12 protein-coding genes are annotated in these 13,765 nt (G+C 70.3%); 7 read left to right on the top strand and 5 right to left on the bottom strand.

What is annotated here, in order from left to right; genetic code table 11:
* Positions 1-94 precede the first annotated feature (94 nt).
* Positions 95-973 carry a hypothetical protein gene (locus WME89_RS48040; protein WP_438006225.1) on the bottom strand — a complete coding sequence of 293 codons (879 nt, stop codon included), beginning with the start codon at positions 971-973 and terminating at the stop codon, positions 95-97.
* Positions 974-1,141: 168 nt separating this feature from the next.
* On the opposite strand from WME89_RS48040, the gene WME89_RS48035 reads away from it, so the two are divergent.
* The 3 genes from WME89_RS48035 to trpS all read left to right on the top strand — a co-directional run bounded on the left by WME89_RS48035 (position 1,142) and on the right by trpS (position 3,804).
* Positions 1,142-1,897, top strand: coding sequence for a ferritin-like domain-containing protein (locus WME89_RS48035; protein WP_438006224.1), 756 nt, complete (start codon positions 1,142-1,144; stop codon positions 1,895-1,897).
* Positions 1,898-2,036: 139 nt separating this feature from the next.
* Positions 2,037-2,552 (top strand): hypothetical protein, encoded by a 516-nt coding sequence (locus WME89_RS48030; RefSeq protein WP_438006223.1) that lies wholly within the window; start codon positions 2,037-2,039, stop codon positions 2,550-2,552.
* A gap of 151 nt (positions 2,553-2,703) precedes the next feature.
* The gene (trpS, locus tag WME89_RS48025) at positions 2,704-3,804 is read left to right on the top strand and encodes a tryptophan--tRNA ligase (protein ID WP_438006222.1); all 1,101 of its coding nucleotides are present in this window, start codon (positions 2,704-2,706) and stop codon (positions 3,802-3,804) included.
* 144 nt (positions 3,805-3,948) lie between these two features.
* Here the strand turns inward: trpS and WME89_RS48020 are convergent, their stop codons facing one another.
* The gene (locus WME89_RS48020; protein WP_437621625.1) at positions 3,949-4,428 is read right to left on the bottom strand and encodes an SRPBCC domain-containing protein; all 480 of its coding nucleotides are present in this window, start codon (positions 4,426-4,428) and stop codon (positions 3,949-3,951) included.
* A gap of 150 nt (positions 4,429-4,578) precedes the next feature.
* Between WME89_RS48020 and WME89_RS48015 the strand changes: the two genes are divergently transcribed.
* Positions 4,579-4,902 carry an ArsR/SmtB family transcription factor gene (locus WME89_RS48015; protein WP_437504896.1) on the top strand — a complete coding sequence of 108 codons (324 nt, stop codon included), beginning with the start codon at positions 4,579-4,581 and terminating at the stop codon, positions 4,900-4,902.
* A gap of 174 nt (positions 4,903-5,076) precedes the next feature.
* Here WME89_RS48015 and WME89_RS48010 read toward each other — a convergent pair whose 3' ends face one another.
* The 3 genes from WME89_RS48010 to WME89_RS48000 all read right to left on the bottom strand — a co-directional run bounded on the left by WME89_RS48010 (position 5,077) and on the right by WME89_RS48000 (position 10,708).
* A complete protein-coding gene (locus WME89_RS48010; protein WP_438006221.1) occupies positions 5,077-7,491 on the bottom strand; it encodes a molybdopterin-dependent oxidoreductase in 2,415 nt (804 codons plus the stop codon).
* Between the two features lie 325 nt (positions 7,492-7,816).
* Positions 7,817-9,934 carry an ABC transporter permease gene (locus WME89_RS48005; protein WP_438006220.1) on the bottom strand — a complete coding sequence of 706 codons (2,118 nt, stop codon included), beginning with the start codon at positions 9,932-9,934 and terminating at the stop codon, positions 7,817-7,819.
* Positions 9,935-10,708: an ABC transporter ATP-binding protein gene (locus WME89_RS48000; RefSeq protein WP_438006219.1), complete on the bottom strand. Its 774-nt coding sequence runs from the start codon at positions 10,706-10,708 to the stop codon at positions 9,935-9,937. It lies immediately after the preceding gene.
* 161 nt (positions 10,709-10,869) lie between these two features.
* On the opposite strand from WME89_RS48000, the gene WME89_RS47995 reads away from it, so the two are divergent.
* From WME89_RS47995 to WME89_RS47985, 3 genes are all read left to right on the top strand, one after another.
* Entirely contained in the window at positions 10,870-11,583 is a 714-nt protein-coding gene (locus WME89_RS47995) for a helix-turn-helix transcriptional regulator (protein WP_438006218.1), read from the top strand.
* Between the two features lie 242 nt (positions 11,584-11,825).
* On the top strand, positions 11,826-12,659 hold the full coding sequence (locus WME89_RS47990; protein ID WP_438006217.1) for an NAD(P)H-binding protein: 834 nt from the start codon (positions 11,826-11,828) through the stop codon (positions 12,657-12,659).
* A 349-nt stretch (positions 12,660-13,008) separates the two neighbouring features.
* On the top strand, positions 13,009-13,593 hold the full coding sequence (locus WME89_RS47985) for a beta-propeller fold lactonase family protein (RefSeq protein WP_438006216.1): 585 nt from the start codon (positions 13,009-13,011) through the stop codon (positions 13,591-13,593).
* The last annotated feature ends 172 nt before the right edge of the window (positions 13,594-13,765 follow it).

The raw sequence follows: 13,765 nt of genomic DNA, 5'->3' as shown, positions 1-13,765 counted from the left end.
AGCGGTCCGCCTCCACGCGCACGGGCTCGGTGGGCGCCCATTGCCACGTCGCAGCCCGGCCGAGCGCGCGTCGTCGCACGGCATGTCCGGCCGATCAGGGCGTGGGCGCGGCGCCGACGATGTACTCGACCGAGAGGCCGAAGTTGCAGGCTCCGTCGAGCTCGTAGTTCTTGATATAGAGATCGTTGGTGACGGTCAGCTCGCCGATCTCGGCGCTCTCTCCGTTCGGGATCGAGACGGCGGGCTCGCCGTCGACCGACACGGTCATCGCGTGCTCCTCGTGGGCACACAGATTATCGTCGCTGTAACACTCACGCTCGCCGGCGCCGAGGGTGAGCCCGAGGGGATCGCTCTCGCCCGCGGCGACCACGAGCTCTCCTTCCCGCTCGAGGCGAATGCGGCTGATCTTTTGTTTGCCGATCTCGATTATCTGATCGTGAGAGAAGTCGAAGTCGAGCGTGTCGCCCACGGCGACGGCGCTGGACGCGAAGCCCGGAACCGTGAAGCCCACGGTGAGCGCATTCCCTGCCTCGTCGACGAGGTCGATCATGACCTCGGGCGCGCCGCCTCCGATCTTGTAGGTGTTGCGCGCGCAAAGCTCGTCCGCGCCGGGCGGGCGTACGGCGGTCACCGTCCCGGAGAACGCGAACGTCCGAAGCGCGAGCGGGTCCTCCACCTCCGGGAACTCGATGTCGGCGCACGCGAAGACCCTGGGCTCGCGCGCCTCGCAGGCAGGCCCGCCCCCGGCGCCTGTGTCACCGCCGCCGGTGCCTGTGTCACCGCCGCCGGTGCTCGTGCCATCGCCGCCGGTGCCTGTGCCATCGCCGCCAGCGCCTGTGTCACCGCCGCCGGTGCCCGTGCCATCGCCGCCGGCGCCCGTACCGCCGTCGATGATCTCAACGCTGCACGCGGCGAGGGTGACGAGGAATGTCATGAGGGAGACAAGGAGAGGCAAGCTGGTTCGTTGGTTCATTCCTTCATTGGCAGCACACTATGTGCCAGCCGGGCGTTGTGCCGTGGCGCTGGTCCTGTGCTTGCCATTCAGGACCGATGACCGGCCCGGCAGCCCTTTGCCACGCGGATGCTGCCAGGTCCACGTTGTGCCATGATGTGCAATCTGACTCACCCGCGAAGGTAACCCATGCGCCAGACGCCGACCGACTTCGCCATCGATTTCGCCGCCCTCGATCCGGGCGCGCTTCCGCCGGCGCTGGTCGAGCAGGCGCGCCTCGTCTGGGCCGACCGCGTGCGCACCGAGTACCAGTCCATCCAGATCGCGACGCGCTTCCTCGGCGAGTCGCTCGCGGCGGGCGAGCCGCTCGACGTGGCCCGCGCCGTCGCGGGAGCCATCGACGAGGAGATCCGCCACGTCGAGCTGTGCGGCCGCATGTGCGCGGCGCTCGGTGGCCGCGTCCCCGCGCCGCGCGAGGTCGCCGCGCCGCTCGCGGACCTGCGCGAGGTCCCGCTCGACGAGCGCGTGCTCGCGAGCGCCATCTCGCTCTTCCTTGTCGCCGAGGCGTTCTCGGTCGGCTACCTCCTCGACCTCGAGGCCCGCGCGGATCACCCGGTCACGCGCGCCGTGCTCGGCGCTATCGCGGGCGATGAGGCGGAGCACGAGGCCTTCGGCCCCGAGCTCGTCGCCCGCAAGCTCCGCGATGTGCCCGCGGCGAAGCGGGCCGGATGGCGAACGTTCACGGGCCGGCTCGTGCGCGGGCACCTCGATCGCGCCGAGCAGGTCCTGTCGCGCCTCCCGGCGGAGGACCTGTCGCTCGACCGATGGCCCGAGCCCGAGCGGGCGACGCTCGGGCTGCTCGGCGAGGTCCGGCTCGCGCTGCTCTGCCAGCGGACCTACAAGGAGCGGCTCGCGCCCACGCTGGAGAGGCTCGGCCTCGGCTGAAGCGATCGCGCGCGGGAGCACGGCTAGCCGATCCGTCCGCCGCCGGCCGCCGCCGCGCGCGCCTGGCGCCCGGCGCTGCGCGTGCTGTACCTTGCCTCCCGGCAGCCCCTGCGGCTCGCTCGAGCTCGAAGAGGAAGCGATGTCCACGCAGCACCCCCTGGCGGCGTTCTCGATCTACATGTCTGGCCGACACCAGGTCCTGCTGTCGATCGCGAGGGAGATCATCGAGCGCCTCGACGCGTGCGCCTCCAGCGAGGGAGGCTTCTCTCACGAGGCGAGGACGCGCGCCTCGGACCTGATGTGGCTGTGGACGCTGGGCGCCTACGAGGTGATCAGGACCATGTGCCAGGCTCACAGGTGCTTCTCGGAGCGCTTTTTCCGGGAGATATCGAGCCTCAAGGTCGACCTGGAGCGGGTCAGGGTACCGAACACGAAGCTGGAGCGGGTCAAGTACGACCGGCGGGAGAGGAGCATCCCGGTGGCGTCGGATCGAGGCCCGGACGTATGGGACGACGCCAGCAAGGACCTCCTGGTGGGAGATCCCGCGGACGCTGTATCGGCTCGCCTGCTGCTCAGGAGCTACGAGAGCGTCATGTCTTCCCTGACCCTGGAGGATGTGACGATGAGCCACGAGGGCTCGTTCGAAAGGAAGTAGGGCGACCACCTTGGCGATGGCGAGCCGCCGCGCTCCGAGGCGACCTCGCGGACCCGCACCGCATCGGCTGAAGAGCGGGCGCCATCCCCTCACGGGCCCGCCAGGCGCGCGATCTGCTGAACCAGCGCCGTAGAACGCCGCAGGAAACGATATGGAAACAACAGCACTCGAGAACGAAGACAAGGTTGAATACGGAACGTTCGAAGCCACCGTCGAACGAAGCCGAAAGATCGAGGAGGACCTCCCCGTCAACCCGAAGAAATATCGGGTGTTGACGGGCGACAGGCCGACCGGGAAGCTCCACGTGGGCCACCTGTTCGGATCGCTGCAGAACCGCGTCAGGATCCACGAGCTCGGGGTCCCCACGTACATCGTCATCGCCGACTATCAGGTGCTCACGGACAGGGATACCTTCGAGAACATCGCCGAGAACGTGCATCAGCTCGTCATCGACTACATCTCGGCCGGGCTCGACCCTGAAGCCGGCAACCTCGTGATATTCCCTCACAGCCATGTTCCGGAGCTGAATCAGCTCATCCTCCCGTTCCTCACGCTCGTGACGAACGCCGAGCTCGACCGTAATCCCACCGTGAAAGAGGAGATCCAGGCGGCAGGGCTCAAGAGGATCAACGCGGGCATGTATGTGTATCCCGTGCATCAGGCGGCGGATATCCTCTTCTGTAAAGGTAACCTCGTCCCGGTAGGGAAAGACCAGCTCCCTCACCTCGAGATCACGAGGACGATCGCGCGTCGGTTCAACGACCGCTTCGCGAAGAAGCGGTCGGTCTTCCCCGAGCCGCAGCCGCTGCTCAGCAAGGCTCCCGTCATCCTCGGGCTCGACGGCTCCCAGAAGATGAGCAAGAGCCGGAACAATGCCGTGATGCTCAGCTCCACCGAAGACGAGACCGTGGCGCTGATAAAGAAGGCGAAGACCGACGCCGACCGCGTCATCACGTTCGATCCCGAGAAGAGGCCGGAGGTGTCCAACCTTCTTCTTCTCGTGTCCCTCGCGACCGGTGAAGAGCCAGAAGCGGTCGCCGCGCGGATCGGTGACGGCGGAAGCGGCAAGCTCAAGGCGATCCTCTCCGAGACCCTGAACGAGCACCTTCGCCCCATCAGGGCCAGGCGCCGTGAGCTCGAGGCTGCCCCCGACTATATCAAGTCCGTCCTCCGCAACGGGATCAGGGACGCGCGCGCGGTGGCTGAACAGACCCTCGGCGAGGTCCGCCGCGTGATGAACATGGAGGTATAGCCATGGCCTGACGCGTGCTCCGTGGCCGCCACTACATTGCCGGCGCTGTCCACGGCGAGCCCGCCGCGAGCCCTGTCATGATCGCCATCGAGAGCCTGGCCCCACGGCAGGTTGATCGCCAGCCGCGGCCGTCTGGCATCCAGCTCAGAACGAGCCCTCGCGCAGGTTGATGCCGTGCTCGAGGTACGCCTTGAGACAGAGGGACATGTGCATCCATCCCCCGCAGTTCCCGTAGGAGGCCTGCAGTGCCTTCTCGCTCTCCTTCCAGCCTGACTCGGCGATCCGGATGAGCGTCGAGCTCGGGCCCAGGGCCTCGAAGTGCATCTCCACGGTCGTGTTGTAGGGGAGCTCCTTCACCGGCTTCCCGCTGCTGTCATCCGTCTCGGCGGCCGCCCACTCGAAGACGATGAGCTTGTCGGCGACGACCCGCTTCACGGAGACGGGGAAGGGCTTGCCCCCATCGAAATCGGCGAAGCCCCACATGACGGTCGTCCCTTCGTCGAGCGGCCCGCTCGCGCCGGCCGTCGTGAAGTACCCGCTGAGCTTCTTCGGGTTGTAGACCGCATCGAATACTTCGTGGACGGGCTTCTGGATCTTGGTCTGTACCTGAAATTTGAGCTCCATGACGCCTCCTCTTTCGCGGCAACACCCCGGCCGCGCGCGACGTGACGACGCACCGGCGCGCCGACGCACCGACGTGCCGGCGCACAGGCCGCATAGATCGACCTGCGCGCGTCGATTGACCGCTGGTCCATCATGTTATATTATAACAACATGTCAAGCGCCGATCCGGACGACCTCGTCTTCAAGGCGCTGGCAGACGGTCGGAGGCGCGAGATCCTCGACCTGCTCACGGACGGCCCGAAGACGACGGGCGAGCTCTGCGCTCATTTCGTCGATTGGGATCGCTGCACGGTGATGCAGCACCTCGGCGTGCTGGAGAAGGCCGAGCTGGTGATCGTCAAGCGCGAGGGCCGCCACCGCTGGAATTACCTCAACGTGCTCCCGATCAAGCGCATCCACGACCGCTGGATCAGCCGTTACGCGACCGCCGCGGTCGACCTCCTCGCCCGCCTGAAGCGCGACCTCGAGACATGAAACAAAAACCGTAGGCCCCCGGAGAGGGTGTTCACGGCGCGGGGTGGGGGATGGGCCGAACCGAGGCCGACGAGACGACGGTCACCCTGCGCGTGCCCATCGCCAGGCCACGCGACGGATCTCCCATCCCGGACTCGGATCACGTCATTGGGAGCAACAGGACGGCGAGCACGCCTAGCGCTCGCTCTGCTCCACGGCGCGGCGGAGCCGGCAGGGTACGTGCTTGTGGTGAGGAACCCCCGTGAACGGATCCCGGTCCTTCGCGTCGGTGAGAATGTTCACGTTGACTCCGTCCTCGCGGAGGGCGCCCGTGGCCGGATCCGGATAGAGCTGCCCGAACCCGTGAGGGAGCGACACGTGGCCGATCTGCAGGCGATCGTCGAGACCGCACGGCACCTCCAGGTGTCCGGCGTGGGTCTCGACCCGGACGCGATCGCCGGATTGTACGCCAACCGCCTTGGCGTCGTCCGGGTGGATGCGCAGCACGCAGTGGGGCCCCTTCCCCTTGCGCCATGCCGGATCACGGTGAATGGTGTTGCTGTTCCACCAGAGTCGCTCGCCGGTGTACAGGGTGAACGGGAAATCGCCGAGCTCGGCCGGCACGGCGCGAAGCGCTCGGTCGACCTCGCGCAGCATCTCCGGGAGCGCGAGCCGGACGCGGCCATCCCGGAACGTGCAGTATGTCTCAAGGTTCTTCGCAGGATCCAGGCGCGCGATCTCGACGCCGCCGGGGTTCTCCAGGAGGCGCTGGAACAGGCGCGCGCCTAGCTCCCAGGGCTGGGCGGGCTTCTCTCCCGGCGGGAGCGAGCGCAGCACGTCATTGCGGTTCGTCAGCGCGAAGAGGTGGCTGAGGAGCCAGAGGCTGGACAGCGACGGCGACGGCAGGCCGGGGCCGATGAGGCGATAGCTGGAGAACACCACGGAGGAGAGCGCGCCACCGAGCACTCCCGCCCGGAGCGCGCCGGCCCGGAGCGCGCCACCGAGCGCCCCCACCTGGAGCGCGCCACGCGCGCCGGCGAGCGCCTGGAACAGGAGGGCGGCGCCGCCAGACGCGGCGCTGCGCGCGAGCGCTCGCTCAGCCCGCGAGGGGCGCGGGACGAGACCGGTCTCCACGGCCAGCCGGTAGTAGATCTCCGCCTCCGGGAGCGCCTCGGGCGGCGGCGCCACGACCGGCGGGCGGACCTGCGCATAGATCCCGGGGTACCCGTTGGGGAAGGCAGACCACTCCCACTTCTCGTAGGCAACTGGCGTGGGCAGCACGTAATCCGCCATCCTCGACGTTTCGGTGAACGCCGGGTCGATCACGACGAGGAGGTCGAGCGCCTCGAACGCAGCGCGGAGGCGATCCGTGCCCGCATAGGTCAGGAGCGGGTTCGACCCCTCGACGATGAGCGCCCGGATCCGCGCCTCTCCGTCGACGGAGATCTCTTCCGGCAGCAGGTTGGGGGAGAAGGCCCCGATCGGACCGAGCACGGGGATCGCCTCGATCGACGAGACCCGCGCGCGGGGCTGGGGCAAGGCGTCGAGGAGGTCGAGCCGCGACGCCAGCGGTCCTGCGGTGTACACGTTCCCCCCCCGCCTGCCGAGGTTGCCCGTGATCGCGCTGAGCAGGCGAATCAGGTAGGCGTTCAGCGTGGAGAACGGCGTCTGCTCGACGCCCAGGTCGAAGAACAGCGAGGCCGGCCGCGCCGTGGCGAGCGCCCAGGCGACGCGGCCGACGTCCTCCCGCCGGAGTCGGCACCGGGCGGCCAGCGCCGCGACGTCGAGGCGCCGCAGCACCGCCGAGATCTCCTCGAAGCCGCGGGTTCGCTGCCGGATGAAGTCGAGATCGTGCAGGCCCCGCTGGACGATGTCTGCGCAGAGCGCCAGCAGGAAATAGCAGTCCGCGCCGGGCTTGATGGGCAGGTAAATGTCCGCGCGTGCGGCAGTCTCCGTCCGCCTGGGGTCGACGACCACGAGCGTCCGGCCCGGATCGTCTTGAAGCGCGCGGATGAGGTCGCGCGGGCGGCGCCCGCGGTGGCTCAGCCATGGGTTCGTGCCCAGCATGACCACGGTTCGACTCTGCTCCGCGTCCGGTACGAGGTAGGCGGTCGGCGGTGCCCGTACCATCCACCGATCGACGAGCGGGTGTTGCGTCTTCTCCTGGGCGAGCGCCGGAAACCAGTTCGGCGAGCCGAGCCCCTGGAGAAAGGCCAGCGCATAGGCCGCATCCAGGTGGTTGCCCTGGCCTCCGCAGCCGGCCAGTGCGATCGATCGTGGCGAGTACCGATCGCGCAAGCTCCGCAGCCTCGCGCCGATCTCGCGGACGGCCTGGCTCCAGGAGATGCGCTCGAAGCTGCCGCCCGGGGTGCGGCGGAGCGGGTGCGTCACGCGCTGCGCGTGATCGACGTAGTGGGCGAGGCTGTAGCCTTTCTGGCAGATGTAGCCCCTGGTGTTCGGGTTCTGCGCGTCGGCGCGTATGGCCGCGATCCGGCCGCTCTCGACGTCGATACGAATGCCGCAGTTGTGGGTGCAGAGGCAGCAGGCCGAAGGGAGATCGCTCCTCGTCGGCGCCGTGGGGCGACCCGCCGGCCAGTCACCGTGCCACATACGTTCCTATCCTTGACTCCATGCGCTCCGTCGTCAGCGCCATGGGTATGCGCTCGCCTCAGCGCGGGTGTGCACGAAGATCCATGAGCGCGTAAACCGGTTGAATCTTCTGGTTTTCTGTTGCCAAATGAGTGGATATGCTTTGATCGTCATGTCAACTGCTGGTCGTCGACGGCTGAGAGCTGAATCACGTCTTCACTCATTTCCTGAGGTTCCTGCGGAAGACCGCTCGCGGTTCGCGCCTTTGTTCAGCGTGTAGCCGCCGATGACGCAGCGGAGCGGGTACGGGCGCCGCCGTCCCCTGAAGAGCCCCTCGCGGCCGCTCCTACTCGTACTGGACCGACTCCGCCGCGTTGCTCCGCCCCGCGCTCCGCGCCGGATAGAGCGACGCCCCGAGCGCCACCGCCGTCGCCCCGAGCGCCGTCAGCACCCCGTACTCGGGCGGGATATGGAACTCGACCTCGAACGTCGACACGGTGCGCAGCGCCCCGAGCGCCGCCGACCCCAGCGGCACCCCCAGCAGCACGGCCAGCGTCCCGCCCAGCGCCCCCACCAGCGCCCCCTCCATCAGCACCATCCGCCGGACCTGCCCCGCCGTCATCCCGAGCACCCGGTGCAGCGCGAGCTCCCGGCGCCGCGCGTGCAGCGCCAGCACCATCTGGTTCGCCACCCCGATCGCGGCGAGCACCGTCGTGAAGCCGAGGATCATGTCGAAGATCACGAAGTCGCGCCCGGTCGCCTTCCTCCGGATCGCCTCGATCTCCACCCCCGTCTGCATCCGCACGTCGCGCGCGCGCGGCACGTCGGCGAGCAGCTCGTCCCACGGCGGCGTCGCCGGCCCGCCCCGCGCCGCCGCGGCGCCCGTCACCGGGTCGGCGACCGCCACCGTGTGCCCGATCGCGCTCGCGTACGGCGAGATCACCGGGAAGTCGGCCGCCTCGATGATCGCGTACGTGCGCAGGTTGCGGTAGGCGCCCGGCGCGTGGACGTAGCCGAGCTCGTCGGTCACGCCGACGACCTCGACGCGGCGCGTGCCGGCGCGGCCGCCCACCTCGAGCAGGTCGCCGGGGCCGACGTCGAAGCGGCGGGCCATCATCGTGGAGACGATCGCCTTGCCCGGCCCGAAGCGGCGGCTCACCGCGATCGGCTCGGGGCGGCCGGTGGCCTCGGCGAGCGCCTGGAGCTCGTCGGCCGGGGCGGCGTAGACGACGTTGGGCCACGGCGTGCGGCTCGAGAAGCGCGCCGCGACGAGGCGCGGCGGCAGGCTGGGCAGCATGCGCTGGGCGTGGCCGAGCGGCTCGTCCGGGTAGAAGAACGTGTAGGGCGCGAGGGCGCGGCCAGCCCAGGCCGAGACCTCCTGCTTGAGCGCCGCCGTCGCGATGTGCAGCGCGAGCAGGAGGGCGAAGACCATCATCACGCCGCCGACGCTCCAGGCGAGCTCGTGGCCGCTGTGCTCGACGCGGCGCCGGAGCAGGAGGCGCTCGGCGGCCCAGCGGCGCGGCGCGAGGCGCACGGCGAGCGCGCCGAGGCGCGCGACGAGGTCGGGGACGAAGACGATGGCCGCGAGGAACGCCGCGCAAACGAGCCCCGCCTCGAGGACGAAGAAGGCGAACAGCGGGACCGACTCCTGGAAGAAGGGGCGGAGCAGGCCGTAGACGAGCACCATGAATGGCAGCGCGAGCAGCGTGACCCCGCGCAGGCGGCGCCGCTGCTCGGCCCCGCCCTCGAGGAAGCGCGGGCGCAAGGCGCGGGCGATGTCGAGGCGCAGCGCGTCGCGCACCGGGCGGAGCACGCCGAGCAGCGCGGTGAGGGCGCCCGTGCCGCAGACGAGCAGCATCGCGCTCCACGGCAGGCGGATGGCGTTGAGCGGGATGCGCGCGCGGCCGGTGGTCGTGATGCCCGCCTTCGCGGCGAGGTACGCGAGCGGGATCGACGCGAACAGGCCGAGCGCCGCGCCGCCCAGGCCGAGCATCAGGGCCTCGAGGACGAAGACCGCGGCGACCTGCGGGGGCAGGGCGCCGGCGCTGCGCAGGAGGGCGATCTCGCGGCGGCGCCGCTCGACGGCGACGTTGAAGGTGAAGAACACGATGAGCGCGCCGACGAGGAACGCGGAGAGCGAGCCGAGGCGGATCGCGGACCGCATGATCTCGTAGTCCTCGTGCGTCTCCTCCTGGGCGTCGGCCGCGGCCGTGGGCTGGCCGTCGGGGCGGAGGCCGCGCAGGGTGACGGTCTGGTCGGTGAAGACGGGGAGATCGGGGTTGGTGACGGAGCTCCTCGCCTCGACAGCGCGCGTGCCGACGTCGAGGATGAGGACGACGTTGACCGTGGCCGTGCCGAGGGCGACGCCGAGCAGGGCGGCCATCGCGCCGAAGCGGTCGGCGCGCAGGTTGCGCAGGGCGAGCATGCGGACGAGCGGCTGGAAGAGGGCGCGGAGGAGGAGCATTCAGATGCCGAGCTCCTTCAGCCGGTCGTGGACGGCGGCCGACGTGACCGCGGGGCCCGCGAGGGCGGCGTCGTGCAGGAGCAGGCCGTCGCGCATGAAGACGACGCGGTGGGCGCGGGCGGCGTCCTCGGCGTTGTGCGTGACGAGGAGCATGGCGCTGCCGGCCTCCTTCAGGGCGTCGGCGAGCAGCGCCATGATGCGGCGGCCTGTCGCGACGTTGACGTTGCCCGTCGGCTCGTCGGCGAGCACGAGCGCGGGGCGGCGGACGAGGGCGCGGGCGATGGAGATGAGCTGCATCTCGCCGCCGGACATCTGCGAGGGCAGGTGCTCGGCGCGGGCGCGCATGCCGACGCGATCGAGCATGCGCGACGCGGCGTCGTGGTCCGGCGCGGCGCCGTCGATGAGGTAGGGGAGGATGATGTTCTCGTAGCCGTTGAGCGTCGGGACGAGGTTGAAGAACTGGTAGACGATGCCGATGCGGCGGCGGCGCAGGAGGGTGCGCCCGTCCTCGTCGAGGGCGGCCATGTCCTCGCCGAGCACGCGCACCTCGCCGCGGTCGGGCGACTCGAGGCCCGCGACGCACGAGAGCAGCGTGCTCTTACCGACGCCGGAAGGGCCCATGATCGCGCACATCTCGCCGGCGTGGATGTCGAGGTCGACGCCGCGGAGCACCTCGATCGGCGTGGCGCCCAGCGCGTGGGCCTTGTGGAGGTTGCGGACGCGGAGGACGGGCTCTTCGGAGGTCACGGGCGGCTTTCGGAGTGTGTACAGCATCTGCGCGCGGCGTTCATCCAGAGCCGCGCCCGCCGGAGGGGGCGATGGCGGCGGGGGCGGCGCGGCCGAGCGCCGAGCAGCGCGCAGGCAAGGTCGAGCGCCGGCGCGGGGGCGGCGCGCCGGCTCGACGCTGGCCGCGCGCTCTGCGATCGTCGCCGGCGATGGACAGGACCGAGCGCCTCTTCGCGCTCATGGACGCGCTCCGGCGCCACCGGCGTCCGGTCACCGCGGCGCAGCTCGCGGAGGAGCAGGGCGTCTCGGTGCGTACGATCTACCGCGACGTGCAGACGCTGATCAGGCTCGGCGCGCCGATCGACGGCGAGGCGGGGGTCGGCTACGTGCTGCGGCCCGGGTTCTTCCTGCCGCCGCTGATGTTCACCGCGGAGGAGCTCGAGGCGCTCGTCCTCGGCGCGCGCTGGGTCGGCGCGCAGGCCGACGAGGGCCTCGCGGGCGCCGCGACGAACGCGGTGGCCAAGATCGCGGCCGCCTCGCCCGACGACCTCCGCGGGCGCATCGACGACACGGGGCTCTGGCCCGCCGTGCTGCGCGGCTCCGGCGCCGCGCCGCAGCCCGTGCTCGGCCTCGTGCGGCAGGCGATGCGACAGGAGCGCGCGCTCGCGATGCGCTACGAGAGCGAGGCGGGGAGCAGCACCGAGCGCGACGTCTGGCCGGTGCAGATCGCGTACTACGAGGGCAAGCAGATCATCGCCGCGTGGTGCTGCCTGCGCGCCTCGTTCCGGCACTTCCGCGCCGATCGCATCGCGAGCATCGCGCTCACCGCGCAGCCCTACGGCAAGCCGCGCCGGACGCTCACGAGGGAGTGGCAGCAGGCGTGGGAGCAGGCCTGGGCGCGCGAGGGCAAAGCGCCGGCGTGAGGCCGGCGTGAGCCAGGCGCGAGCCAGGCGTGAGCCCGGCGTGATCGCGGCGCGATCGCTGCTGCCACGGGTTGTCAGGAGGGGTGGCGCAGGCTCTCGGGTGCAGCCGCCGGGAGGAGCCCACGAGGGCGCGGGCGCGGTTCACCCGCTCCGGGCGCTGAAGAGCCGCTTCGAGCCATCGAGGCCAACCATCGACAGGCCGCCGGGACATCGGCGGCGTTCACATCTGCACGGGAAAAACCATGAAGATCCTTGTCACAGGCGCGACCGGCACCGTCGGCCGCGAGATCGTCAAGCAGCTCGCCGAGGGCGGTCACCACGTCCGCGCGCTGAGCCGCACTCCGGGGAGGGCGAAGCTCCCCGACGGTGTCGAGGCCGTGGCCGGCGATCTGGCCGCGCCGGAGACGTTCGCGGCCGCCTTCGATGGCGTCGAGGCGCTGCACCTGATCAACTTCGGCGGCGACGACTACGCGCCGCTGCAGACGGGGGAGCAGCTCGTCGCGCTCGCCAGGCAGGCCGGTGTGCGGCGGATCACGGTGCTGCTCGGCGGCTCGTCCACGCCGCTCGACGCGGCGGTCGCCGCCGGCGGGGTCGGCTGGACGTTCCTTCAGCCGGTGGAGTTCATGGCGAACCACCTCGAGTGGGCGGCGTCGATCCGCGGCGAGGGGGTGGTACGCGAGCCGTTCTGCGACAGGCTGAGCGCGGTGGTCCACGAGGCCGACATCGCCGCCGTCGCTGTCGCGGCGCTGACCCAGGATGGCCACGCCGGGAAGAAGTACACGCTCACGGGGCCGGAGGTGCTCAGCGTGCGCCAGAAGATTGGCCTCCTCGCCGCCGCCGCCGGGCGCGAGATCCAGCTCGTCGAGCTGACGGAGCAGCAGGCGCGCGAGCGGTGGGCAGCGGCGGGGTTCTCGCCCGAAGCCATCGAGTTCTTCGTCGAGATCTACGGGAACACGCCGAAGGTCGGCTATACCGTCGTCCCGACCGTCGCGCAGGTGACCGGGCGGCCGGCCCGCACGTTCGCGCAGTGGGCCCGAGAGCACGCGGCGGCGTTCGCGGCGCAGCCGGCGGCGTGAGGCGCTCGCGGCGGGCGGCGCGCTGGTATCGCGCGTCAGAGATCCCGCCAGAAAAAAGGTCGATTTCGAGCGGTCGCCGGAAACAGTAGCGATTTTCATAGTTTTTGCCTGTTTTGCCGCCGAGGGCGGCGCCGGTGTGGCCCAACGGGGCGCCCTGCGCCGCCGCGTCGTCCGCGGTGAAGGGCACGCGGCATCACCGGGTCCCACCGTACGGCCACGGTGCACGCGCTAGTTTGCATAGAGAACCTTCGCGATCCGTTCCCTCCTGGAAAAGTGATGCACCATCCCGCCGTCGCTCGGCGCGACTTCGGGTCAGATCGGGTTCGTCCCGCACGGCGAGGCGCTGGCTGTGGCGGGCAAGGGGTCGAACCAGATCCACGTGTTCCCCGTGAGCGACCGCGGCCTGCCCAGCGACGCGCCAGTAACGACGCTTTCCAGAGGTCTGGTCCCATTCAATTTCGCCTTCGACCGGCGCGGGCACCTCATCGTGGCGGAGGTCGGCGGCGACGGTATGCCGGCGACCGGCGACACGAGCGTGGTGTCCTCGTACGGCATCCGGTCGGACGGGAGCCTCGCTGTGATCAGTGACACGGTCGACACCTTTAATAAGAGGGCGACCTGCTGGATCGCCGGCGCCCCCGGGAGCCGGTATGTCTTCACGGCGAACACGGGCAGCGACACGCTCTCCGGGCTCCAGGTCGACGCGCGCGGCGCACTGACGCTGCTCGACGACGGCGTGGCGGCCTCGTTCCCCGCCGGAACGCCGCCGATAGACCTCATGATGACGCGCGACGGCCAGTTTCTGTATACCCTTAAGGCCGGCACCGGGAGGATGGCGGCATTCCAGGTGAGCCGCGACGGTAGCCTGCTCCCACGGGGCGAGGCGGGGAGATTGGCGCCTGGAGGCAGCGCGCAGGGGATCGCTGTGAGGTGAGGATCGTTCCTCGAAGAGTGGTCCCCCCGTGCGTCGAGGGGCGACCCGACCCAGGTTGGAGTCGCCGGGAGGTAACCCGATCATGGGTCCAGGCGCCCCGTGGGCTGCCTCATCCCATCTCGAGGCGGTGCGATCCGTCGTCACTCCCTCCCCAAAGCCCCGGGCATACGAC

This window comes from Sorangium sp. So ce321 (genome assembly GCF_051530195.1).
Lineage (GTDB): Bacteria > Myxococcota_A > Polyangia > Polyangiales > Polyangiaceae > Sorangium.
Note: the sequence above shows the minus strand (reverse complement) of the source record. Positions and strands in the feature narration are given on the sequence as shown.

What these genes read in the sequence shown, in the direction of transcription:
- WME89_RS48015 (WP_437504896.1), top strand. Translation starts at nt 4,579, where the DNA reads ATGTCAAGCGCCGATCCGGACGACCTCGTCTTCAAGGCGCTGGCAGAC.
- WME89_RS48040 (WP_438006225.1), bottom strand. Translation starts at nt 973, where the DNA reads ATGAACCAACGAACCAGCTTGCCTCTCCTTGTCTCCCTCATGACATTC.
- trpS (WP_438006222.1), top strand. Translation starts at nt 2,704, where the DNA reads ATGGAAACAACAGCACTCGAGAACGAAGACAAGGTTGAATACGGAACG.
- WME89_RS48005 (WP_438006220.1), bottom strand. Translation starts at nt 9,934, where the DNA reads ATGCTCCTCCTCCGCGCCCTCTTCCAGCCGCTCGTCCGCATGCTCGCC.
- WME89_RS48000 (WP_438006219.1), bottom strand. Translation starts at nt 10,708, where the DNA reads ATGCTGTACACACTCCGAAAGCCGCCCGTGACCTCCGAAGAGCCCGTC.
- WME89_RS48035 (WP_438006224.1), top strand. Translation starts at nt 1,142, where the DNA reads ATGCGCCAGACGCCGACCGACTTCGCCATCGATTTCGCCGCCCTCGAT.
- WME89_RS48010 (WP_438006221.1), bottom strand. Translation starts at nt 7,491, where the DNA reads ATGTGGCACGGTGACTGGCCGGCGGGTCGCCCCACGGCGCCGACGAGG.
- WME89_RS48020 (WP_437621625.1), bottom strand. Translation starts at nt 4,428, where the DNA reads ATGGAGCTCAAATTTCAGGTACAGACCAAGATCCAGAAGCCCGTCCAC.
- WME89_RS47995 (WP_438006218.1), top strand. Translation starts at nt 10,870, where the DNA reads ATGGACAGGACCGAGCGCCTCTTCGCGCTCATGGACGCGCTCCGGCGC.
- WME89_RS47990 (WP_438006217.1), top strand. Translation starts at nt 11,826, where the DNA reads ATGAAGATCCTTGTCACAGGCGCGACCGGCACCGTCGGCCGCGAGATC.
- WME89_RS48030 (WP_438006223.1), top strand. Translation starts at nt 2,037, where the DNA reads ATGTCCACGCAGCACCCCCTGGCGGCGTTCTCGATCTACATGTCTGGC.